Annotated in this window: 24 protein-coding genes; 17 read left to right on the top strand and 7 right to left on the bottom strand. The window is 70.5% G+C overall.

Features of this window, described 5'->3' with window-relative positions; all coding sequences use genetic code 11:
* Positions 1-94 precede the first annotated feature (94 nt).
* Positions 95-235: a DUF1660 family phage protein gene (locus tag EP757_RS04305; protein ID WP_127542906.1), complete on the top strand. Its 141-nt coding sequence runs from the start codon at positions 95-97 to the stop codon at positions 233-235.
* Positions 236-289: 54 nt separating this feature from the next.
* Here EP757_RS04305 and EP757_RS04300 read toward each other — a convergent pair whose 3' ends face one another.
* The gene (locus tag EP757_RS04300) at positions 290-1594 is read right to left on the bottom strand and encodes an HRDC domain-containing protein (RefSeq protein WP_127542905.1); all 1305 of its coding nucleotides are present in this window, start codon (positions 1592-1594) and stop codon (positions 290-292) included.
* A 144-nt stretch (positions 1595-1738) separates the two neighbouring features.
* On the opposite strand from EP757_RS04300, the gene EP757_RS04295 reads away from it, so the two are divergent.
* On the top strand, positions 1739-2707 hold the full coding sequence (locus EP757_RS04295) for a S1C family serine protease (protein ID WP_127542904.1): 969 nt from the start codon (positions 1739-1741) through the stop codon (positions 2705-2707).
* Between the two features lie 9 nt (positions 2708-2716).
* On the opposite strand, the gene EP757_RS04290 is transcribed toward EP757_RS04295, so the two are convergent.
* Positions 2717-3289, bottom strand: a complete 573-nt coding sequence (locus tag EP757_RS04290) for a DUF3000 domain-containing protein (protein ID WP_127542903.1) — start codon at positions 3287-3289, stop codon at positions 2717-2719.
* 82 nt (positions 3290-3371) lie between these two features.
* Here EP757_RS04290 and hemE point away from each other — a divergent pair, with 82 nt between their 5' ends.
* The 3 genes from hemE to hemQ all read left to right on the top strand — a co-directional run bounded on the left by hemE (position 3372) and on the right by hemQ (position 6714).
* Positions 3372-4406 carry a uroporphyrinogen decarboxylase gene (hemE, locus tag EP757_RS04285; RefSeq protein ID WP_127542902.1) on the top strand — a complete coding sequence of 345 codons (1035 nt, stop codon included), beginning with the start codon at positions 3372-3374 and terminating at the stop codon, positions 4404-4406.
* Positions 4407-4615: 209 nt separating this feature from the next.
* Complete coding sequence (gene hemG / locus EP757_RS04280) at positions 4616-6016, top strand: protoporphyrinogen oxidase (protein ID WP_370457763.1); 1401 nt, start codon at positions 4616-4618, stop codon at positions 6014-6016.
* Positions 6013-6714, top strand: a complete 702-nt coding sequence (gene hemQ / locus EP757_RS04275; protein WP_127542900.1) for a hydrogen peroxide-dependent heme synthase — start codon at positions 6013-6015, stop codon at positions 6712-6714. Before hemG ends, hemQ begins: the two co-directional genes overlap by 4 nt.
* On the opposite strand, the gene EP757_RS04270 is transcribed toward hemQ, so the two are convergent.
* The gene (locus EP757_RS04270; RefSeq protein ID WP_127542899.1) at positions 6686-7150 is read right to left on the bottom strand and encodes a GNAT family N-acetyltransferase; all 465 of its coding nucleotides are present in this window, start codon (positions 7148-7150) and stop codon (positions 6686-6688) included. The genes hemQ and EP757_RS04270 overlap by 29 nt on opposite strands.
* A gap of 83 nt (positions 7151-7233) precedes the next feature.
* Here EP757_RS04270 and EP757_RS04265 point away from each other — a divergent pair, with 83 nt between their 5' ends.
* From EP757_RS04265 to EP757_RS04240, 6 genes are all read left to right on the top strand, one after another.
* Positions 7234-7509: an isoamylase early set domain-containing protein gene (locus EP757_RS04265; RefSeq protein ID WP_127542898.1), complete on the top strand. Its 276-nt coding sequence runs from the start codon at positions 7234-7236 to the stop codon at positions 7507-7509.
* A 66-nt stretch (positions 7510-7575) separates the two neighbouring features.
* Positions 7576-8181 (top strand): NAD(P)H:quinone oxidoreductase, encoded by a 606-nt coding sequence (wrbA, locus tag EP757_RS04260; RefSeq protein WP_127542897.1) that lies wholly within the window; start codon positions 7576-7578, stop codon positions 8179-8181.
* Between the two features lie 16 nt (positions 8182-8197).
* Positions 8198-9010 carry a thymidylate synthase gene (locus tag EP757_RS04255; RefSeq protein WP_127542896.1) on the top strand — a complete coding sequence of 271 codons (813 nt, stop codon included), beginning with the start codon at positions 8198-8200 and terminating at the stop codon, positions 9008-9010.
* A gap of 8 nt (positions 9011-9018) precedes the next feature.
* Entirely contained in the window at positions 9019-9507 is a 489-nt protein-coding gene (locus EP757_RS04250) for a dihydrofolate reductase (RefSeq protein WP_232050366.1), read from the top strand.
* A gap of 108 nt (positions 9508-9615) precedes the next feature.
* On the top strand, positions 9616-10644 hold the full coding sequence (locus EP757_RS04245) for a glycosyltransferase family 2 protein (RefSeq protein ID WP_127542894.1): 1029 nt from the start codon (positions 9616-9618) through the stop codon (positions 10642-10644).
* Positions 10644-13022: a hypothetical protein gene (locus EP757_RS04240; RefSeq protein ID WP_127542893.1), complete on the top strand. Its 2379-nt coding sequence runs from the start codon at positions 10644-10646 to the stop codon at positions 13020-13022. Before EP757_RS04245 ends, EP757_RS04240 begins: the two co-directional genes overlap by 1 nt.
* Here EP757_RS04240 and msrB read toward each other — a convergent pair.
* Complete coding sequence (gene msrB, locus EP757_RS04235) at positions 12997-13407, bottom strand: peptide-methionine (R)-S-oxide reductase MsrB (RefSeq protein WP_127542892.1); 411 nt, start codon at positions 13405-13407, stop codon at positions 12997-12999. The genes EP757_RS04240 and msrB overlap by 26 nt on opposite strands.
* Before the next feature lie 62 nt (positions 13408-13469).
* Between msrB and EP757_RS04230 the strand changes: the two genes are divergently transcribed.
* The 3 genes from EP757_RS04230 (at position 13470) to ligD (ending at position 15666) form a co-directional block, all read left to right on the top strand.
* Positions 13470-13958 carry a hypothetical protein gene (locus EP757_RS04230; RefSeq protein ID WP_127542891.1) on the top strand — a complete coding sequence of 163 codons (489 nt, stop codon included), beginning with the start codon at positions 13470-13472 and terminating at the stop codon, positions 13956-13958.
* A 100-nt stretch (positions 13959-14058) separates the two neighbouring features.
* Positions 14059-14556 carry a hypothetical protein gene (locus EP757_RS04225; RefSeq protein ID WP_127542890.1) on the top strand — a complete coding sequence of 166 codons (498 nt, stop codon included), beginning with the start codon at positions 14059-14061 and terminating at the stop codon, positions 14554-14556.
* Positions 14557-14643: 87 nt separating this feature from the next.
* Positions 14644-15666, top strand: a complete 1023-nt coding sequence (ligD, locus tag EP757_RS04220; protein ID WP_127542889.1) for a non-homologous end-joining DNA ligase — start codon at positions 14644-14646, stop codon at positions 15664-15666.
* On the opposite strand, the gene EP757_RS04215 is transcribed toward ligD, so the two are convergent.
* Positions 15661-16116: a GNAT family N-acetyltransferase gene (locus EP757_RS04215; protein WP_127542888.1), complete on the bottom strand. Its 456-nt coding sequence runs from the start codon at positions 16114-16116 to the stop codon at positions 15661-15663. The genes ligD and EP757_RS04215 overlap by 6 nt on opposite strands.
* Before the next feature lie 56 nt (positions 16117-16172).
* Here EP757_RS04215 and EP757_RS04210 point away from each other — a divergent pair, with 56 nt between their 5' ends.
* A complete protein-coding gene (locus EP757_RS04210; protein WP_127542887.1) occupies positions 16173-16631 on the top strand; it encodes a potassium channel family protein in 459 nt (152 codons plus the stop codon).
* Here EP757_RS04210 and EP757_RS04205 read toward each other — a convergent pair.
* Together EP757_RS04205 and EP757_RS04200 are read right to left on the bottom strand one after the other, a co-directional pair.
* On the bottom strand, positions 16582-18114 hold the full coding sequence (locus tag EP757_RS04205; protein ID WP_127554077.1) for an alpha/beta hydrolase: 1533 nt from the start codon (positions 18112-18114) through the stop codon (positions 16582-16584). The genes EP757_RS04210 and EP757_RS04205 overlap by 50 nt on opposite strands.
* A gap of 68 nt (positions 18115-18182) precedes the next feature.
* Positions 18183-19250: an ATP-dependent DNA ligase gene (locus tag EP757_RS04200; protein ID WP_127542886.1), complete on the bottom strand. Its 1068-nt coding sequence runs from the start codon at positions 19248-19250 to the stop codon at positions 18183-18185.
* A gap of 77 nt (positions 19251-19327) precedes the next feature.
* On the opposite strand from EP757_RS04200, the gene EP757_RS04195 reads away from it, so the two are divergent.
* Complete coding sequence (locus tag EP757_RS04195; RefSeq protein ID WP_127542885.1) at positions 19328-20140, top strand: MerR family transcriptional regulator; 813 nt, start codon at positions 19328-19330, stop codon at positions 20138-20140.
* Positions 20137-21090: a transglutaminase-like domain-containing protein gene (locus tag EP757_RS04190; RefSeq protein ID WP_127542884.1), complete on the top strand. Its 954-nt coding sequence runs from the start codon at positions 20137-20139 to the stop codon at positions 21088-21090. Before EP757_RS04195 ends, EP757_RS04190 begins: the two co-directional genes overlap by 4 nt.
* The last annotated feature ends 33 nt before the right edge of the window (positions 21091-21123 follow it).

Here is a 21123-nt window from a genome sequence, read left to right as displayed (position 1 = left end):
CCTCGACGTGGTCGCTCCGGTGTGCGCTCACCGCCCCCGTGAAGTGCCCTTCCGGGGGAAGCACTGGATCTCGGGGCGGCCCTAGCGTCAATCCATGAAGAAGCCGCTGGCCTGCCGGCTGGGCAGGCACAAATGGGAACGCCGGAGCACCTCGGACGGCAACCGCTACACGCAGTGCTCCCGCTGCGGCAAGGACGACAATCCGCCGCAGGTCACGACCCCGTTCACGTTCTGAGCCGTCACCGAACGAGGCTCCGGCCGCACATGGCGCCCGGAGCCTCGAACCGTCTCAGTCCGCCGGCGCGGGGTCCGGCAGCACGTCCGCGATCTGGTCGGCGATCAGGCCGACCTGCCAGTTGCGGGCGCCGAAACCGCGCAGCGTGTCGCCGACCGTCTGGCCGGTGACCTCGTCCGGCGGTGACCAGGCCAGCCTGCGGATGAAGTCCGGGCTGATCAGGTTCTCCGGCGGCAGGTTGTACTGCTCGGCGGTGCCGACCACGATCGCACGGCAGCGGGCCAGCCGGGCCGCGGCGATCGGGTCGCGTTCGGCCCAGCGGTGCGGCGGGGGCGGGCCCTCGACCGGCTGGTTCACCGGCAGGGCGTCGTCCGGCAGCGACCGGGCCTGATCGAGGGCGTCCAGCCAGATCTTGGCGAGCCGGCGTACGGACCGGCCCCCGAATCCGGAGATGCCGAGCAGCGTGCGCTCGTCCTTCGGGTCGGCCTCGGCAGCCGCGACGATCGCCGAGTCCGGCAGCACCCGGCCGGGCGCCGAGTCCTTCCGGGCCGCGACACCGTCTCGGGCGTACCAGAGGGCGCGCACCCGGGACTGCGCCCGGGCCCCGCGGACGCGGTGTATCCCGGACGTCCGCCGCCACGGGTCGGCGCGGACCCTCGGCGGCCGGTCGGCGCCGGCCACCAGCGCGGCGAACTCCTCGGCCGCCCACGCCGACTTGCCCTGCCGGTCGAGCTCGGCGGAGAGCAGGTCACGCAGGTCGGTGAGGAGCTCCACGTCGAGCGCCGCGTACGTCAGCCAGGACTCCGGCAGCGGCCGGGTCGACCAGTCCGCCGCCGAGTGGTGTTTCTCCAGCGAATAGCCGAGCAGCTGCTCGGTGAGCGCGGCCAGGCCGACCCGCTCGAACCCGGCGAGCCGCGCGGCCAGTTCGGTGTCGAAGAGCCGGCGCGGCCGGAAGCCGAGCTCGGCCAGGCACGGCAGGTCCTGGCTGGCGGCGTGCAGCACCCACTCGGCCTCGGCCAGCGCGGTGTCGAGGGTGCGCAGATCGTCCAGGGGAAGGGGGTCGAGCAGCACGGTGCCCGCACCTGCCCGGCGGAGTTGCACCAGGTAGGCGCGTTGCGTGTAGCGGTAGCCGGAGGCGCGTTCGGCGTCCACGGCCACCGGCCCGGTTCCGGCCGCCATCCGGGAGACCACATCGGCCAGTTCGGCCGCTGTCTCCACCGGGCGCGGGGTTCCGTCGCGGGGCGCGGTGAGCGGTGTTGCTGCGGGACCGCCAGAATTCGGGTCGGGCGGCACGGCGTGCGGTCCGTCCCCTGCTGTGTCCGGCGAGTCCCGACGGCGCAGGGGTGCTTCGTCGGTCACTCCGTAACCGTACGGGGGTAGCACCCTTGCCGTGCGCAGCCGGGGTCCGGCGCGTCGATTCCCGATCTGGAGAATCACTCAACCGCTGGGCGGTTTCGTGCGTATCAACTGACGCAGCGCTGAGATTCCAGGAGGCCGCGCCGGATGAGCCCATACGAACCGTTCACTCCCGCCGACGGCTATGACCAGCGCCGGGGCGATCGGGCGGCGCCCGAGCAGCAGTGGTTCCAGGAACAGCAGTGGGCTCAGGAACGGCAGTGGGAGCAGCAGCAGAACTGGTATCCGCAGCAGCAACAGCCGTCCTACCAGCAGCCGGTCTACGAGAAATACCAGGAGCCGGCCTACGAGCAGAAACCCGAGCCCGCCCGCGGTGGCCGCAGCCGAGTGGTGATCATGGGTCTCGTGGTGGCGCTGCTCGGTGTCTCCGCCTGGCAGGTGTTCCGGGTCGAGGGCATGATCCGCAGCAGCTCCGAGCTGGCCTCGGCGGTCACCGCCGAGCAGGGCCGCACCCAGGAGCTGGAGAAACAGCTCGCGACGGTCTTCGATCCGGAGGGGATCTCGGCGGCCGTGCTGCCCAGCGTCTTCCGGGTCCGGGCCGGTGACTTCACCGGCACCGCGTTCGCGGTGAGCGCCACCGACGACGGCCGGACCAACCTCTTCACGAACTACCACGTGGTCGAGGAGACGTTCGAGAGCGGCGACAAGTCGGTGTCGCTGGAACGCGGCAACACCCGGATCGACGCGACGATCGTGAAGGTGAGCGCCGGCAAGGACCTGGCGCTCCTGCGTACCTCGCGGGACATCAAGACCCTCGGCGTCTCCACCGACGAGGTGAAGCCGGGCCAGCAGGTGGTGGTCGTGGGCGCGCCGCTCGGCCTGGACGACTCGGTCACCACCGGCGTGATCAGCGCGTACCGGCCGGACGACTCGGACGGGCCGACGATCCAGTTCGACGCGCCGATCAACCCGGGGAACAGCGGCGGCCCGGTCGTGAACACCAGCAAGCAGGTGGTCGGGATCGCGACCGCGAAGGCCCGCGACGCCGAGGGGATCGGCCTGGCCATCCCGATCGAGACGGCCTGCGACACCCTCGGGACCTGCGGAAAGGGTTAGGGCCTGGCCCTAACCGGCCGGAGCGCGGTGCCGGTCGCTGAGTGAGGACACCCCGGGCGGCGGCAGGCCGGCGGTGGAGGCCAGCATCGCGCACCAGCCGCGCAGATGGGCCGGGAAGTCGTCGGAGGTGGGCGTCCAGGAGGCGCGCACCTCCAGGTCCGCGGTGGGCGCCGGACCGGCCAGCTCGCCGAAGCGGGTCGAGGCGGTCTGGGTGACGGTGCCGCCGATCGCCGTGTACGCCGCCGCGTAGTGCTCCAGCCCATCGGTCAGCCAGGTCCAGGCCACGGCCGGCAGCAGCGGGTCGGTGGCCAGGTCCGCTTCGAGTTCGGCGGTGCAGAGTGTGACCAGGCGCAGGTCACCGCGCCACGCCTCGTGACCGTCCGGTTCGTGCAGCAGGATCAGCCGGCCGCTCGCCACCTCGTCGCCGCCGCGCAGCACGGTGGCGCTCAGCGCGAACGCGTACGGAGCGAGCCGCTGAGGTGCGGCGATCTCCTCCAGCAGGATCTCCGGCCACGGCGACTCCACGCGCAACCCGGCGACGGCGCGGGTGAACGCCTCGGGGCCTGGTTCGGGGGACGCCATGGAGCAAAGACTAAGCCGATCTCAGGAACCTCCGTGCTCGGCGCGCCGCCGGGCGTTCTCACTCACGTGGCACGATGACCCGGTGACCGTTCTCGAGGATTCCCCCTTTGTCCGGGCGTGTCGTGGCCTCCCCGGGCCGCACACGCCGGTCTGGTTCATGCGGCAGGCCGGGCGTTCGCTGCCGGAGTACCGCAAGATCCGGGAGGGTGTCGGCATGCTGGAGTCGTGCCGCCGGCCCGAGCTGGTCACCGAGATCACCCTGCAGCCGGTGCGCCGGCACGGCGTCGACGCCGCGATCCTCTTCAGCGACATCGTGGTGCCGGTCGCCGCGGCCGGCATCGATCTGGACATCGTGGCCGGCACCGGCCCGGTGGTGGCCGAGCCGATCCGGTCCGCGGCCGACCTGCAGAGACTCCGCCCGATCACCGCGGGCGACGTGGACTTCGTCGCCGAGTCGGTCCGGCTTCTCGTGGCCGAGCTCGGCAGCACCCCGCTGATCGGTTTCGCCGGCGCGCCGTTCACGCTGGCCAGCTACCTGATCGAGGGCGGTCCGTCGAGGACCTACCTCAAGACCAAGGCGATGATGTACGCCGAACCCGAGCTGTGGCACGCGCTGCTCGCCCGGCTTGCCGAGATCACGCTCACGTTCCTCCGGACGCAGATCGACGCCGGGGTGAGCGCGGTCCAGCTGTTCGACTCGTGGGCCGGTGCGCTCTCCGAGGCGGACTACCGGCAGTACGTGCTGCCGCACTCGTCGGCGGTCCTCGGCGGCCTGGCCGATGCCGGGGTTCCCCGGATCCACTTCGGCGTCGGCACCGCGGTGCTGCTCGAGGCGATGGGTGAGGCCGGCGCCGACGTCGTCGGTGTCGACTGGCGCACTCCGCTGGACGCCGCCACCAAGCGGATCGGCCCGGACCGGTCGGTGCAGGGCAACCTTGACCCGGCGATCCTCTTCGCCGGCTGGGAGACCGTCGAGCGGGAGGCCCGCCGGGTGCTGGCGCAGGGCCAGGCCGCGCCGGGCCACGTCTTCAACCTGGGCCACGGTGTGATGCCGGAGACCGACCCGGAGGTCCTGACCCGCCTGGTGGCGCTGGTGCACGAGGTCTCGGCCCGCTAGAGCACGACGTCCATCACGCGGAGGCCGGATCGGCTTCCCCGCGTGCCGGAGGTCAGATCATGGTCTCCGCGCGCCGGAGGTCGGACCACGGTCTCAGCAGCCGGCGAAAGATGGGACCTGGGTCCCTGGTCGACCGGGTCGTAAGCCTGGCAGGCTCGGATCACAACGAACGACCCCGGGCGGGTGGGGGTTCGGGCGGACCTGGGAGTGTGAAGAGCGTGCGGAAGCGGATCGCGGTCATCGGTGGCGGCATCGCCGGCCTGGCGGCTGCCGTGCGGCTGCGGGACAGGCTGCCGCAGGGCGCGGACATCACGGTCTATGAGCAGGGCGGCGCTCTCGGTGGCAAGCTGCGCACCGGCGAGCTGGGCGGCCTGCCGGTCGAGCGCGGCGCCGAGTCGTTCCTGACCAGCGGTGCGGACGGCGGCGAGTCGGCGGCGGTGGCCCTGGCCCGGCGGCTCGGCCTCGGTGACGCGCTGGTGCACCCGGCGAGACAGCCCGCGGCCCTGTCCATCGGCGGCCGGCTCACCCCGATCCCGGCCGGGACGCTGGTGGGTGTGCCCGCCGACCTGTCCACGCTGGACGGGGTGGCGCTGCCCGACGCGGATTCCGATGCCGACGGCGGGAAACCACTGCTGGCGCCCGGTGAGGACGTGGCCGTCGGCACGCTGGTCCGCTCGCGGTACGGCGCCGAGGTCGTCGACCGGCTCGTCGATCCGATGCTCGGTGGCGTCTACGCCGGCCGCGCCGACCAGCTCTCCCTGCGGGTCACGATGCCGCAGCTGGCTCTGGCCGCCGAGACCGAGCACACGCTGCGCGACGCGGTGCGGTCCGCGCAGCGAGCCTCCCGGCGGGTGCCCGGGCAGCCGGTCTTCGCCGCGGTGGACGGCGGGATGAGCCGTCTGGTGGCCGCCGCGGCCGAGGCGAGCGGCGCCCGGATCAGCCTGGGTCTGCCGGTGCACTCGGTCTGCCGTACCGATAAGGGCTGGGATCTTCGGATCGGCGCGGCGCCGGCGCCGCTGACCGACCACGCGGATGCGGTGATCCTGGCCGTTCCCGCGACGCCGGCGGCCCGGCTGCTCGGCGAGGTGGCGCCGGAGGCTGCCGAGGCGGTCGCGGCGCTGACCTATGCGAGCGTGGCGCTGGTGGGCCTGGCGCTGCCGGCCGGGACCGAGCTGCCCGGGCTCTCCGGTTTCCTGGTCCCGCCGGGCGAGGGCACGCTGGTGAAGGCCGCGACGTTCTTCACGCGCAAGTGGCCCCATCTGGACCGCCCGGACGGCCCGGTGATCGTGCGGGCGTCGCTGGGCCGGGCCGGCGAGGAGGAGCGTCTCCAGCTGGACGACGCCGCGCTGCTCGGCCGGGCGGTGCGGGAGCTGGGCGAGCTGGCCGGTGTCGCGCTGCCCGAGCCGTCCGCGTCCTGGATCCAGCGGTGGGGTGGCGCCCTCCCGCAATACGCCCCCGGTCACGCCGACCGGGTCTCGGCGGCCCGGGCCGATCTGCCGCCGGGCCTGGCCCTGGCCGGCGCGGCCTTCGACGGTGTCGGCATTCCGGTGTGCGTGGCCAGTGGTGAGCGCGCCGCAGACGAAGTAGTCACGTTTTTGGAGGAAGCATGAGCGAGCAGACCAACGCGGCGCGGATCAAGGAGCTGAACGCGACGATCCGGTACACCATGTGGTCGGTGTTCCGGGCCGCGACGCCGCTCCCGGCGCTCCGCGAGGATCTGGCGAGCGAGGTGGACGCGCTCTTCGGGCAGCTCGCGGAGAAGGACGTCACGATCCGCGGCACCTACGACGTGTCCGGCCTGCGCGCCGACGCCGACGTGATGATCTGGTGGCACGCGGCCACGCCGGACGCGTTGCAGGACGCCTACGGGCTGTTCCGCCGGACCGCGTTCGGCCGGCACCTGGAGCCGGTCTGGTCGCAGATGGCGCTGCACCGCCCGGCCGAGTTCAACCGCAGCCACCTGCCGGCGTTCCTGGCCGGCGAGGAGGCCCGGCCATACATCTGCGTCTACCCGTTCGTCCGCTCCTACGAGTGGTACCTGCTGCCCGACGAGGAGCGCCGCCAGCTGCTGGCCGAGCACGGGAAGATGGCCCGGCCGTACCCGGACGTGCGCGCCAACACGGTCGCCTCGTTCGCGCTCGGCGACTACGAGTGGATGCTCGCGTTCGAGGCCGACGAGATGCACCGCATCGTCGACCTCATGCGTGACCTGCGGGCTTCGGGCGCGCGGCGGCACGTCCGTGAAGAGGTCCCGTTCTTCACCGGCCGCCGCCGTTCGGTCACCGAGCTGGTTGCCAATCTCCCCTGATCATCGGGATGTGCGGGATGCCGTCCTCCACGAATTCGGGTCCCGTCTGCTTGAAGCCGAACTTGCCGTAGAAACCGGCCAGGTGTGCTTGCGCGTGCAGCATGCTCGGCCGGTTCCCGATCACCCGGAGCGCTTCGGCGACCAGTCTGCCGGCCAGGCCGGCGCCCCGGGCGTGCTTGGCGGTGACCACCCGGCCGATCCGTTCGATGCCGCCGGGCTCGGAGAGGACCCGCAAGTAGGCGCGGACCTCGCCGTCCCGCTCGAACCAGATGTGCCGGGTGCCCGGCTCGATGTCCCGGCCGTCCAGATCGGGGTAGGCACACTCCTGTTCGACGACGAAGACGTCGGAGCGCAACTGGAGGATCGAGTAAAGAGTTGTGGTGTCGAGGTCGCGGAACGAGGCCACGCGAAGCTCGTCGTGAGGTTCCGGATGCATCGGCACAACATACGCGGCGTGTCCTCACCTTCGGCCCGTTCCTGCCGTTATACGGATGGGAGCCCGGCTTTGTGGAGGACGCCATGATCAAACGCAGTAAGTTGTTCGGCAACAAGACCCGTGTCACGTTCAGCCTGCCGGCGGACGAGCCGGCCGGCACGGTCAGCGTCGTCGGCGACTTCAACGGCTGGGAGCCGGGCCGCCACGAGCTCCAGCCGCGCCGCAACGGCACGCGGACCGTCAGCGTGCCGCTCGACCCGGGCCATTACAAGTTCCGCTACCTGGCGACCGACGGCGTCTGGCTGGACGACGATCAGGCCGACGCGGTCGGCCCGAACGGCAGTGAAATCCGCCTATAAGCGTTACGGCCGGGCCCTCGGGGGGATCTCCTTTTCGGTAAGTGAAGGTCTCCCCGAGGAGGAACCGTGGCAGACGTCAAACTGGCGATCATCTACTACTCGTCCACCGGAACCATCCATCGCATGGCGGAGCGGTTGCGGGAGGCGGGGGAGAAGGCGGGCGCCGAGGTACGTCTCCGCCAGGTCCCCGAGCTGGCCCCGGAGGAGGCGATCGCGTCGAACGCGGCCTGGAGCCAGCACTTCGACAGGACGAAGAACGAGCCGAAGGCGGCCGCCGATGACGTGGTCTGGGCCGACGCCGTGCTGTTCGGCACGCCGACCCGGTACGGCAACGTGGCGAGCCAGCTCAAACAGTTCATCGACACGCTCGGCCCGCAGTGGGCGCAGGGGCTGCTCGCGAACAAGGCGTACGCCGGGTTCACCGCCTCGATGACCGAGCACGGCGGCCAGGAGTCGACGCTGCTGGCGCTCTACAACACGATCTACCACTTCGGTGGCGTCGTGGTGGCACCCGGGTACACCGATCCGCTGAAGTTCGCCGACGGCAACCCCTACGGCGTCTCGCACGTGACCGGTGGCAGTAACGACGCCCCGCTCACTGACGTGCAGTTCGCGGCCCTGGATCACCTGGCCACGCGGATCGTGACCATCGCCGGGAAGCTCCGCGCCTGACGCTACGGTTTGGGTCATGCACCTCGCGGATTCAGCCGTCGACACCCAGTACGAAGATCTACTCCGGCGGGTCCTCCGGTCCGGTACGCCGAAGAGCGACCGGACCGGGACCGGCACCCGCAGCCTCTTCGGTGAGCGCCTGCGCTATGACCTGTCCCGTGGCTTCCCGCTGATCACCACGAAGCGGGTGCACTTCAAGTCGCTCGCGGTGGAGCTGCTCTGGTTCCTCCGCGGTGACACCAACGTCGCATACCTGCACGAGCACGGTGTGACGATCTGGGACGAGTGGGCGGACGAGTCCGGTGAGCTGGGCCCGGTCTACGGGCACCAGTGGCGGTCCTGGCCGACGCCGCGGGGCGAGGTGGACCAGATCTCCGAGATCCTCGACACGCTCCGGACGAATCCGGATTCGCGCCGGATGCTGGTCTCCGCGTGGAACGTCGGTGAGCTGCCGGACATGGCGCTGGCGCCCTGCCACGCGCTGTTCCAGTTCTACGTGGCCGACGGGAAGCTCTCCTGCCAGCTCTACCAGCGCAGCGCCGACCTCTTCCTGGGTGTGCCGTTCAACATCGCCAGTTACGCGCTGCTCACCCGGATGGTCGCGGACCAGGCCGGTCTCGCCGCCGGTGACTTCATCTGGGTGGGTGGCGACTGCCACATCTACGACAACCATGTGGAGCAGGTGACCGAGCAGCTGGGCCGGGAGGCGTACGAGTTCCCGCGCCTGGAGATCGCCGAGCGGCCGAGCCTCTTCGACTACCGGTACGAGGACTTCACCGTGGTGGACTACCGGCACCACCCCGCGATCAAGGCGCCGGTTGCCGTATGACGGTCCACATGATCTGGGCACAGGCCAGGAACGGGGTGATCGGCGCGGGCGGCGACATCCCCTGGCGGGTGCCGGGGGAGCAGCGCCTCTTCAAGGAGCGGACGATGGGCTCCACCGTGGTGATGGGCCGGGCCACCTGGGACTCGCTGCCCGAACGGGTCCGCCCGCTGCCCGGCCGCCGCAACGTGGTGCTGACCCGCTCGCCCGGCTGGTCCGCACCCGGAGCGGTGATCGCCCACTCCCCGGACGAGATCGCCGAGGACGACTTCTGGGTGATGGGCGGGGGTGAGATCTACGCTGCGTTTCTTCCGAGAGCGGCGCATCTGGTGCGCACGACAATAGACTTCGATGCGGAGGGTGACACCTTCGCTCCCGAGATCGGGACCGGCTGGGTCGTCGCGTCGTCCACCGGATGGATCACCTCCGGGACGGCTCCCCGTTACCGGATAGACGACCTGGTGCGACTTGACTCACAGGAGGGGGACATCTTCCATTAGCAAGTCCTGGGTATCCTTCCCGACCGTTGGCTGGCGAAGATCGCTCGCATTCGGCGGGCGCACGTAGAGCCTTTCAGTGCGAGCCTTTCCACTCTGGGGGACCGGAAGATGTCACGTGACTTCGTGCTCGACGAATTGACCCTCTCGGTCGTGACGCCGATGTACAACGAGCGCGAGGCGGTCGATCACTTCGTGGCGCGCCTGCGTCCGGTTCTGGACGGCCTGGGTGTGACGTACGAAGTGGTCGCGGTCGACGACGGAAGCCGGGACGAGACGGTGGCCCGCCTGCTCGAGCTGCGCCAGGACTGGCCGGCGCTGCGCGTGATCAAGCTGCGCCGCAACGTGGGCCACCAGTCGGCCCTCGCCGCCGGCCTGAAGTCCGCCCGCGGCGCCTACGTGGTGAGCATCGACGCCGACCTGCAGGACCCGCCGGAGACGATCGGCGACATGCTGGAGAAGGCCCGCTCGGAGAACCTGGACGTGGTGTACGGCGTCCGCAGCGACCGCAGCACCGACACGTCGTTCAAGCGCAACACCGCCGGCGTCTACTACTGGCTCATGCGCAAGCTGGTCGGCCCGCACCTCAGCGACCAGGCCGGCGACTTCCGGCTGATGAGCCGTGTGGTGGTGGACACCCTGAACGACCTGCAGGAGCAGCAGCCGGTCTACCGCCTGGTGGTGCCGTCGCTCGGCTTCGCCAGCGGCGAGGTGGCGTACGTCCGCGCCGAGCGTGTCGCCGGTGAGACGAAATATCCCCTGCACAAGATGATCAAGCTGAGTGTGGACAGCGTCACCAGCTTCTCGGCCGCCCCGCTGCGGGTGGCGACCTGGCTGGGCCTGGTCACCTTCATGGTGTGTCTCGGTCTGGTGGTCAGCGGCATAGCGGCCTGGGGCTTCGGTGTTACCGTGCCGGGCTGGACCTCCCTCTACATCGCCGTGCTGCTGCTCGGCGCGGTGCAGCTCATCTGCCTGGGCCTGCTCGGCGAGTACGTGGGACGAATCTATGCCGCGACCCAGAACCGCCCACGGTTCCTGGTCGCGTTCGACACGGATGAGCAGGAGCCGATGAGCACGAAGCCGGAGATCGTCTCGCTGGAGACGGCGGCTGTTCCAACCCAGCTGGCCACCCATCGGTGATGACCGCAGAACTCACCGAAGCACCCCGAACTGAAGAAACCGAGCCGGCCCCCGAACCCCGGGTGGCCGGTCGGCGTCGTCTGCCCAGCCCCGGCTGGCTGGCGCTGATCTTCACCTTGGCCGTCACCGTCGTGACGATGCGCTACTACGGCGTGACCGACCGGGATCTGATCACCTTCGCGGCGTACTCGCTGTTCTGCGTGACGCTGCCCGGCACGCTGATCTGGCGTGCGCTGCAGGGCCGGGCTGGCCACCTCCCGCTGGACGCCGCGTTCGGCACGGCCGCCGGCTTCGCGGTGGAGCTGCCGGTCTACATGCTGGCGCGGCAGGCCGACCAGCCGTACGCCGTGCTGGCCTGGCCGATCCTCACCGTCGTGCTGTTCACCGCGGTGCCGGGCCTGCGCCGGTTCTGGCGGGGCAACCGGGAGCGGATGCCGGCCGGGGCGTCCTGGTCGGCGGCGCTCGGCACGTCGTTCATGCTGTGGAGCATCGCGCTGTCGTCGTTCCGGTACAACTCGCTCACCGAGCCGTACTCGGCGGTGATGCACGTCGACTTCCCGTTCCAGTTCGCGCTGGTCGGCGAGTTCAAGCACGACGTGCCGCTGAGAACGCCCTGGGTGTCCGGCGTCGAGCTGGTCTACCACTGGTACGTCTACGCGCACGGCGCCGCGGCGAGCTGGATCAGCGGTGTCGAGCCGCAGGTCCTGATCATGCGGCTGCTCCCGGTTCCGATGATCGCCGCGTTCCTGCTGGTCGTCATCGCGCTGGTGCACCGGATCACCGGTCGCTGGTGGCCGGGCAACGTCGCGATCCTGCTGATGCTCGGCGCCGCGGTGACCGTCCCGTGGGGCTGGACGCACCGGCCGATGGACTCGATCCAGTTCATCGACAACCTCTGGGTCAGTCCGACGCAGACGTTCGCGGCGCTCTTCTGCATCGTGGCGATCTACGTGCTGGCCGGCATCTTCCAGGCCTCACCGGGGGCGGAACGGCGCCGGCCGCTGCCGTGGGTGGTGCTGACGCTGCTGATCGGTGCGATGGCCGGAGCGAAGGCGACCTTCGTACCGATGCTGATCTGCGGTCTGCTCTTGGCCCTGTTCTTCCGGCTGATCCAGGTCAAGCTGCCCGGGCCGGAGCTGCCGGCGCTGCTGATCTCCGGTGGCTGGCTGGCGTTCGCGCAGCTCGTCCTCTATGGATCGGGGTCGCAGGGCACCGAGGTCAATCCGCTGCAGACGGTCAAGTTCGCGATGCTCGGCCGGGTGGTCATGGGCACCCAGAACGGGCTGAACGACTGGCCGACGCTGGCGGCGCTGACCGGGATCTCGCTGGGCGCCTGCCTCTTCGGCTGGGCCTGCATGGCCGGGCTGCTGCGGCGGGGCTGGCGGACCGACCCGATCATCCACGTGATGCTGGGGTTCGCGATCTCCGGTCTCGGCGCGCTCTACATCCTGGCGCATCCCGGGATGAGCCAGACGTACTTCGGGCGCTCGGCCACCCCGTACCTCGGCATCCTCACCGCCATCGGCCTGGCCGCCCTGTTCCCGGCGGGCGAGCGCCTGCCGAAGAGGTTCTTCCCGATCGCCCTGCTCGGCGTCGCCGGAAGCGTGGCCGCCCTGCTGGTGATCCGGCAGACCGCCGGGAAGGACGCGCCGCCGTCCCTGCTGGCGAGCTGGACCGTCGACCAGGCGACCCGGCCCTACGTGGTACTGGCCGAGGTGCTCGCCGGCATCGTGGCGGTGCTCGTGGTGATCGGGCTGGTGGTGCGCCTGCGCCGGCCGCTCGTGCTCGCGGTGGCCGCCCTCGCGGTCTCCTCGGTCGCGGTGACCAGCGGCGTGGTGACCAACCAGGGCATGCTGGACGCGCTCGTCTCCGGGGAGCCGCAGCGGGACGTCGTGGCGCCGGGGAACTACTTCGCGATGCCGCCGGGCGCGATCGACGCCGGGCGGTGGCTGCGGGCGAACTCGCATCCCCGGGACAAGGTGGCCACGAACAGTCACTGCCGTGCGCAGATCAGCCCGTGCGACAGCCGGGACTTCTGGCTGGCGGCCTGGTCCGAGCGGCAGGTCGTGCTGGAGGGCTGGAGTTACACCGAGCCGGCGTTCTCCACCGGCGGGCTCTGGGACCGGACGCTGTATCGCAGCGTCTTTTGGGATCCGGCCCTGCTGGAACGCAACGACCAGGTCTTCTACGACCCCACGGCCGAGCGGGTGAACTCGTTCGTCCGGGACCACGGGGTGCGCTGGCTGGTCGCTGTCGGGACCACGCAGATCCCGAGCCCCGACCAGAAGGGCGAGGTCTGGGCCAGCCCGGAGCTGGCCCAGTTCGCGACGGAGCGTTACCGCACCGGCGACATCACGGTGTACGAGGTTCGAGCCTGATCGACAGGCTGTTCACACAGTGCCGCGTGTTCTTCGGGGTGAAGTGCTCGCCCCGGAACACGTGGCCCAGGTGCGAGTCGCAGTTCGCGCACCTGATCTCGACACGGACCATCCCGTGGCTGCGGTCCTCGATCTCCTTGACCGCGCCCGGGATGGCGTCGTCGAACGAGGGCCAGCCGCAGTGGCTGTCGAATTTCGTGTCGCTCGGGTAGAGCTGGGCGCCGCAGGCCCGGCAGTTGTAGATGCCCTCGGTCTTCGTGTCCACGTACTCGCCGGTCCACGGTGCCTCGGTGCCGGCCTCACGCAGCACCCGGAACTCGGCCGGGGACAGGCGGATCCGCCACTCGTCCTCGGTGGTCGGCAGCGTGGTCTCATCGGTTGCCATGTGTCAACCGTACGTCGCACCCGGCGTGCGCCGGAGGTGAGAACGATCCCGTTGACCTATTCATGGAAGCTGCATCCCCGGCGACGTTCCGGCCGACCTGGCAGCAGGCTCTCGGCCACGGTCTCTACCTCGGCGCGCTCAGCGCTGTGGCGGGTGTCACGACGGCGGTGATAGCCACCCTCGCCTGGCCGGGGGAGAGCCTCCCGCCAGGGTGGATGTGGGCCGCCCTGGTCCTCGCTCCGCTGCTGCTTGGAGCGGTACTGGGTGTCGCGGCCGGGCGCCGGACCGGGGTCGAGGTGGGCAACCGCGGCATCCGTACGACGTCTGTCTTCGACGACGACCTCGCCCTCTGGCAGCAGGTCGTCGACCTGCGCGCCGAGCGCCGGGGGCGGCGGACCGTGGTCTCGGTCTACCTGGAGTCGGGGGACAGCGTTCAGCTGCACGCTCCGTACAGCGGGGGCTTCTTCGCCGCGGATCCGCAGTTCGAGCTCAAGCTGTTCGCTTTGTCGCATTTGTGGAGAAGTCACCGTTTTGGTGGTCTTCCGAGTTGAAGACCCGCCGGGGGATGTTTACGGGTAAAACGGGCAATCCCCGCTAAGCTCCCGTGCGACCATGAAACCTACCTTCAGCGACAGAACGGATACTCCTCTCATGAGCTTCTCGCGTCGGCTGGCCGCAGGACTTCCCGCGGTCGGCGTCACCGTCCTCGCCGCCCTGGCCCTCAGCGGATCGCCGGCCAGCGCTGCCGAAGGCGCCGCCCAGGCCGCTCTCCCGGCCGTCATGACCAGCCCCGACCCGGCGGGCACGCGTGGTGCGGACGACTACAGCGGCACCGCGAACGAGACGGCCGCCCCGGCCGCGACCGAGACCACCGGTGGCACTCGCGGCAAGCCGGGCTACGGCGGCGAGAGCCCCGCGCCCAGCAGCCCGGCGCCGAGCAGCCCGGCCCCGAGTTCCGAGGTCCCGGGCGGCACCGCCGCCGAGACCGTCGAGCCGGTCCCGAGCGCCACGACGGCGGGCGCGGGCGTCAGCGACAGCAGCACCCTCCCGGTCACCGGGGCGCCGCTCACCGGCACCATCGCCCTCGGCGGCCTGCTGGTCGCCGCCGGCAGCACGGCGGTCTGGTACACCCGGCGCCGCCGCGCCTGACGTTTTCACCGCTGAAGGCCGTCCTCCGGGGCGGCCTTCAGGCTTTCCGGGCTGCCCCGGGGCGCGGGACGGCATAGGGTCGGGACCATGCCGAAAGCCGCCGCGGAAGAGCACGACATCGCCGGCCACACCGTGCGACTCTCCAGCCCGGACAAGGTGATGTTCCCGAGCCGGGGCTTCACGAAGCGGGACGTCTTCGAGTACTACCTGGCAGCCGGCGACGGCATCCTCCGAGCCCTGCGCAACCGGCCGACCACCCTGCAGCGCTTCCCCGACGGCCTGGACGGCGAGACCTTCTTCCAGAAGCGGATACCCACCCGTGGCGTGCCCGACTGGATCCAGACCGCGAAGATCAAATTCCCGAGCATGCGTACGGCGGACGAGCTGTGCCCCGCCGACCTCGCTCACGTCGCCTGGGCGGCCCAGATGGGGACCGTCGTGTTCCACCCGTGGCCGGTCCGCGGCGCCGCCCCGGACAACCCCGACGAACTCCGCATCGACCTGGACCCGCAGCCCGGCCTCGGCTTCGGCGACGTGGTGGCGACCGCCGGCGTGGTCCGCGAGGTGCTCGCCGACCTGGGCTGGACCGGGTTCCCGAAGACCTCCGGCGGCCGGGGCGTGCACGTCTACGTCCGGATCGCGCCGCGCTGGTCCTTCGTGGAGGTGCGGCGGGCCGCGATCGCGCTGGCCCGGGAGGTGGAGCGGCGCAACCCGGAGAAGATCACCACGGCCTGGTGGAAGGAGGAGCGCGGCGACCGGGTCTTCATCGACTTCAACCAGACGGCCCGGGACCGGACCATCGCCTGTGCCTACTCGCTGCGTGCCAACGCCCGGGCCACCGTCTCCACGCCGGTCACCTGGGACGAGCTCACCAGTGTCGAGCCGGACGACTTCGACCTGCGGACGGTGCCCGCCCGGCTGGCGGCCATCGGTGACCCGCACGCCGCGATCGACGACGTCGAGCACGACCTCACGCCGCTGCTGGAGTGGTCGGAGCGGGACGAGAAGGCGGGGCTCGGGGACATGCCGTACCCGCCGGACCACCCGAAGATGCCCGGTGAGCCGCCGCGCGTGCAGCCCAGCAAAATCAACAAGGCGAACTGGTCATAGGGTCTTCTTGAATCCCTCGTGGGAAGCGGTGAAGCCGAGCTTCGCGTAGAAGCGGTGCGCGTCGGTGCGCTTCTTGTCGGTGGTCAGCTGCGCCATCCGGCAGCCGCGCTCCCGGGCCCGCTCGACCGTCCAGCGGATCAGCTCGCCGCCCAGGCCCTCGCCGCGCCGGGCGGAGTGGATCCGGACCGCCTCGATGAGCATCCGCTCGCCGCCGCCGCGGCTCAGGCCCGGGATGAAGGTCAGCTGGCAGGTGCCGATCACCTCGTCGCCGTCGACGGCGACGATCAGCTCGTTGCGGTCGTCGGCGTCGATCGCCTCGAACGCCCGCCAGATCGCCGCGTCGATGTGCTCGGGAACCGTGCCGTACCCCCGCTCGCGGGTGATGTCGTCATCGGCCAGCAGGTCGAGGACGGCTGGCACGTCAGCGCGGGTGGCGATCCGGAAATCCATGATCCCTACCCTGTCACGGGCTGTCGCACGGTGGTCGCCTCGGGCACGATGACCTCATGCATCTGCTGCTCACGCTGCCGCGATGGGCTTACCGCGGCGTGGTCTGGCTGGCCAACTCACCCAAGACGCTGCTGATCGCTTACTCGCTGCTGATCATCATCTGCGGATCGCTCTACAACGTCTTCGAGGCGGACACGTCGTTCGGCGACTCGATCTGGTGGGCCGTGGTCACCGCGTCCACCGTCGGGTACGGCGACATCTCCCCGGCGAGCTGGCAGGCCCGCATCATGGCCGGCCTGCTCATCTCGATCATGGTGCTTCTGGTGATCCCGCTGATCACGGCGCACTTCGCCAGCAAGCTGATCGTGGACACCGACGCGTTCCGGCACGAGGAGCAGGAGGAGCTCAAGGCGAACCTGCGCCACGTCCGCAGGCTGCTCGACGAGATGGCCGCGCGTCAGGGCGTCAGCGTGCCGGACAGCGCAGTCCTTCCTGAGGCACCGTCAGATCGATGAGATAGCCGTCCACCGCGTCGACGATGCAGTCCGTCGACGGATAGGCGGTGTGCCCCTCGCCCTCCCAGGTCAGCACGTGACCGACGTCCTCGCCCAGCATGGCCGCCAGGTCGGCGGTGTTCTCGTACGGCGTGGCCGGGTCGCCGGTGGTGCCGACCACCACGATCGGGGGCGCGCCCTTCGCCTCGCCGGCCGGGTACGGGTCGCGCTCGCCGGACCAGTTCGCGCACGGGAGCATGCCGACCGCGATCGGCGCGCCGAACATCGGGTACTTCTCGCGCCACTCGCTCTGGAGCTTGCGCACCTGCGGCACGGTCGGCGCGTCATCGGTGTCGGTGCAGTTCACCACGATGTTCGCGTCGAACATGTTCGTGTACGTGCCGTCCGGCTGGCGTTCGGTGTACTGATCGGCCAGCTCGAAGATCGCCGTGGCGTCGCCACGCTGCAGGTCGTCGACGGCCTCGGCCAGGCTGGCCCAGCCGGACTCGGTGTAGAGCGACGAGATGACGGCGTAGAGGATCCAGCCCGCCGTGGCGTCGCGACCGTCCGGTCCTCGTACAGGGGAGGCCTTTGATTTGGCCAAGGCATCGGTGACCGCGCCTCGCGCGTCGGGCGCGATGGGGCACTTGGCCGGCGTCTTCGTGCACCAGGCGGTGAAGTTCGCGAAAGCCCGCTCGAATCCCATGGCCTGCGCCTCGGAACTCTGCACATAGTCCTCGGTCGGGTCGATCGCGCCGTCGAGCACGAGCGCGCGGATCTTGTCCGGGAAGAGCTGGGCGTAGGTGGCGCCGAGCAGGGTGCCGTAGGAGAAGCCCAGGTAGCTGAGCTTCTCGTCGCCGAGCGCCTCACGCAGCGCGTCCATGTCACGGGCGGCCTGCTCGGTGGAGAAGGTGCGCAGCTGATCCCCATATTTCTCGGCGCAGTCGTCGGCCATCCGCTTGTTCACCGCGGCGAGCTCGTCGAAGGCGGCCTGGCTCACCGGGTCTTGATCGGAGCCGAAGAAGACGTCCTGGTCGGCGTCGGAGAGGCACTTCACCGGATTGGACCGGCCGATGCCCCGCGGGTCGAAGCCGATCACGTCGAACCGGTCGGTGATCTCGGTGGGCAGACCGCCGAACGTCGGGCCGAAGGAGAAGTAGGCGGCCAGCTCGATGCCCGAGGCGCCGGGGCCGCCGGGGTTCAGCAGCAGTGATCCGATCCGGTCACGCTGCTTGGCAGATCGGATGCGGATCAGCGCGATGTCATAGGACTCGCCGGCGCTCGGGACACTCCAGTCGCGAGGCACCCGGACCGTGCCGCAGTCGTAGGACATGCCGGTCGCGGCCCGGCCGACCAGCTCGCGCGGCACCTCCGGGCAGGGCTTCCAGGCGATCGTGCCGCTCGGGGCCGCGCTGCCGCCCACCGCCTGGCCCGGGCCGGCCGGCTCGTCGGCGCCGTTCGGCGCGAACGACGGCAGGGTGCACCCGGACAGGGCCAGGAGCATGACGGCCAGCAGTGCGACGAGGCGGCGATCCACACGACGACACTATCCGGTCGTTTCCGGTGCGGTGGTCATCGACCGTTGAGGACCTCCGCGAGATCGAATCGAACCGGGCGCTCGAGTTGCTCGTACGTGCAGGTCGCGGGTTCCCGGTCGGGCCGCCACCGTTCGAACTGGGCGGTGTGCCGGAACCGGACGCCCTCCATGTAGTCGTAGCGGACCTCGACCACCCGCTCCGGGCGCAGCGGTGTGAAGGAGAGGTCCTTGCCGTTGTTCCACCGGCTGTACTCGTTCTTGCGCGGGGTGCGCTCGCCCTCCTCCTGCCTCGCCCAGTCCCACGGGTGGCCGTCGAACGTGGTGACCAGCGGCTGCAGCTCGGCGAAGAGCTCCTCCCGGACGGTCATCGGGAAGGAACCGATCACGCCGACCGAGGCGAGCACGCCGCGCTCGTCGTAGAGGCCCAGCAGCAGTGATCCGATCCGGTCAGGGCCGGACTTGTGCACGCGGTAGCCGGCCACCACGCAGTCGGCCGTCCGCTTGTGCTTCACCTTGAACATCACCCGCTTGTCGGGCTGATAGGTGATGTCGCGGGGCTTGGTGATCAAGCCGTCCAGGCCGGCGCCCTCGAACTCCTCGAACCACCGCCGCGCCTCCGCGGTGTCGTCGGTGGCGGGGGTGACGTACACCGGCGGTCTCGCGTCCTTGAGCGCCTCCAGCAACCGCTCCCGCCGCTGCGCGAAGGGCAGCTCGGTGAGGTCCTCGTCGCCGAGGGCCAGCAGGTCGAACGCGACGAAGCTGGCCGGGGTCTGCTCGGAGAGCAGCTTCACCCGGCTGGCCGCGGGGTGGATGCGCTGTTGCAGAGCCTCGAAGTCGAGGGTGTTCCGCTCGGTGTCGGCGACGATCACCTCGCCGTCGATGACCGCGCGCTCCGGGAAGTTGGCCAGGACGGCTTCTCTTATCTCCGGGAAATACCGCGTCATCGGCTTCTCGTTGCGGCTGCCGATCTCCACCTCGTCGCCGTCCCGGAAGATGATCGACCGGAAGCCGTCCCATTTGGGCTCGTAGATCTGATCCGGCGGGATGTCGGCGACGGGTTTGGCGAGCATCGGCTTGACCGGAGGGTTGAGCGGCAGCTGCATCCGCTCAGTGTGCCCGCAAAATTCATTCCCGGAAGTCCCTTTACTCGACCCTTGGGGCAGGGTTCACCATCGGTCGCATGATGAACATCGGGGAGTTCAGCAAGCGGGCGGGCCTGTCGGTCAAGGCGCTCCGGCTCTATGAGGCGTCGGGCCTCCTGCCGCCGGCCACGGTCGACGCCGCCAGCAGCTACCGGCACTATGCGGCCGCCCAGTTGGAGCGGGCCGCCCGGATCAGCCTGCTGCGCCGGCTCGGCATGCCGCTCGCCGTGATCGGCGAGGTGCTCGACCTGCCCGACGCCGAGGCCGGTCGCCGTCTCGACCGGTGGTGGGCGGGGGAGGAGGCGGCGTTCTCCGCCCGGCGGGAGAGCTATGTCTGGCTGCGGACCCGGCTGGTGCACGGCGACGAGCCGCAGCGGAGCTATCAGGTGCAGGTCGCCCTGGCGCCGGCCCGCAAGATCGCCACCCTGACGTTCGAGGTCGATCAGGAAAACCTGGTGCCGGCGATGGGCGCGGCCGAGTGGGAGATCCGGCGGCACCTCGAGGAGCAGGGCGCCGCGTGCACCGGCGAGCACTGGGTGATCTACCACCGCGCCGTCACGCCGGAGAGCGAGGCGCCGATCGAGGTCTGCGTCCCCTTCACCGGCTCGGTCGAGCCGGCCGGGCAGATGGCGATACGCCGGGAGCCCGAGCGTCTCGTGGCGTTCGCCGAGGTCACCCGGGACGACTGTTTCTATCCGCGGATCACCCAGGCCTACGACGCGGTGCACCAGCACGTCATCGACGCCGGCCTGATCCTCACGGCGCCACCTCGCGAGATCTATCTGGACAACTGGGACCGGCTCGCCGGGACCGATCCGTTCGTGCACGTCGCCCAACCGTTCGAGGGATGAAAAACGTGGACTACACCCGGCAGACCCGCTTCTCCGACCCCGGCCGTCACCACTTCCGGCTCACCGGCCTGCCCGGCGACGTCGCCGGGATCGCCGCTGTCGTCCGCAACGTGCTGACCCACTACCGCGCCTCCGGCATCGACTTCCCGCCCGACCGGCTCGCCGAGATCGACAACCGCTGGGTGGAGCGGATCCTCGACGCCTTCCCCTTCGACGGCCCCCTGACCACGCCCTGCCCGCCGGAGCAGCGAGTGGTCGGTTGCTGCCGCGACTTCACGCTGCTCACCGTGGCGGCCCTCCGAGCCCACGGGATTCCGGCGCGCAGCCGGGTCGGGTTCGCCGACTACTTCGAGCCCGGCTTCCACGTCGATCACGTCGTGGTGGAGTGGCACGACGGCGCCCGCTGGATCGCCACCGACCCCCAGCTCGACCCGGCCGCCGGCTACCCCGTCGATGTCACCGACGTGCCGCTCGGGCCGGGCGGCCTGCGCACGGCGGCGCAGGCGTGGCGTTCCTTCCGGCGAGGGGAGGACGACCCCTACCTGTTCGGCGTGGGCGGCGACGTCCCGATCCGCGGCCCCCTGATGATCCAGCAATACGTCCTCAACGAGCTGGCCCACCGCCGCGGCGACGAGCTGCTGCTCTGGGACCTCTGGTCGACCACCGCGACCCTGATCGGCTCCCGCCCGCTCCCCGAGTCGTGGCCGGCCCTGGAGGCGGCAGCCGCCCGGTCAGCCACCGCCGCCGCCGACACGGCCCTGATCGACGAGGTGGCCGACCTGCTCCTGGCGGCCGACGCCGGCGACACCGCGGCCGAGCGCCGGTTGGCCGACCTCTATGCGTCCGATCCCCGCCTGCACCCGGGCGCCGTCATCACCTGCCACTCACCGAGAGGAGTCAGCTATGAGGTCGACCTGAGCCGTCCGCCCGTCACCGTCCCGGCAGCGTGATCGTCTTCCTCGTCAGTGGACCAGCACGTTCGT

It is taken from the genome of Actinoplanes sp. OR16 (assembly GCF_004001265.1).
GTDB lineage: Bacteria > Actinomycetota > Actinomycetes > Mycobacteriales > Micromonosporaceae > Actinoplanes.
The sequence above is the reverse complement of the archived record's forward strand: the minus strand, read 5'-3'. Positions and strand labels throughout refer to the sequence as shown.